Here is a 732-nt window from a genome sequence, read left to right as displayed (position 1 = left end):
GTTCTAACGATTTTCTATACTCCTGATTTTTCTTCAACGAAGATTGGTGTAAATCAAGAAGTAATGTTTGGGCAGACTTCTATAATTCCGTTACTGGCAACTTTATCAATCGCAACATTAGCTTACTATTTTTCTCAAAGATTATTTGTAACGAGTAGAAAATAACACTACCTGAGCAACGCTGAACATGGCATTGCTTTTTTTATTGTTAATAAAATGAAAATGATTTTAAGTTAAAGGAGAATGTTAATTTAATTTACTAGTAGTTAACTCCAAATTAAGGATATTATGTGAATATTAACTAATTAAATGGTATAAATAGAATTTTTTAGTAATATAGAATAGGAGGTGTTGGTATGCAAACGGAGGTTAATAGAAAACACAAAGTTGTTACTGGTAATGAAGTTAGTATTGCTAAAGGTATGGTTGGTTTTATTGTTATTTCTTTAATATTTTTTGTTGGAATAATTGCATTTGCAAACGCTCAACAACAAAGGACTCTCGAAGCAAATATGGTTGAAGTCCTTAGCTCAAGCAGTGATATATCATTTGAGTTTGTTGGAACAGAAGACTCTCCACAATTGCGAAAATTTTATTTAGCTAAAGCTGACGGTGAAGAGTTTATAGTTCGAGTTTATCAAAACAATAGGACGGTATTAGATGCTTTTAGTCTTACTGAAAAACCCCATTTAGCTGAACAATTTCAAAATTCCTATGGAGTTGATTGGTAAG

General features: G+C 30.9%; 1 protein-coding gene. It reads left to right on the top strand.

All coding sequences use genetic code 11. From position 1 onward, the window contains the following. The first annotated feature begins 356 nt into the window (after nt 1-356). On the top strand, nt 357-731 hold the full coding sequence (locus tag A33I_RS19655; RefSeq protein ID WP_022630026.1) for a hypothetical protein: 375 nt from the start codon (nt 357-359) through the stop codon (nt 729-731). Nucleotide 732 lies beyond the last annotated feature (1 nt).

The organism is Alkalihalophilus marmarensis DSM 21297 (genome assembly GCF_000474275.2).
GTDB classification, from domain to species: domain Bacteria; phylum Bacillota; class Bacilli; order Bacillales; family Bacillaceae_D; genus Alkalihalophilus; species Alkalihalophilus marmarensis.
Note: the sequence above shows the minus strand (reverse complement) of the source record. Positions and strands in the feature narration are given on the sequence as shown.

Excerpts from the sequence above, each read along its gene's own strand:
- A33I_RS19655 (WP_022630026.1), top strand. The coding sequence starts at position 357 with ATGCAAACGGAGGTTAATAGAAAACACAAAGTTGTTACTGGTAATGAA.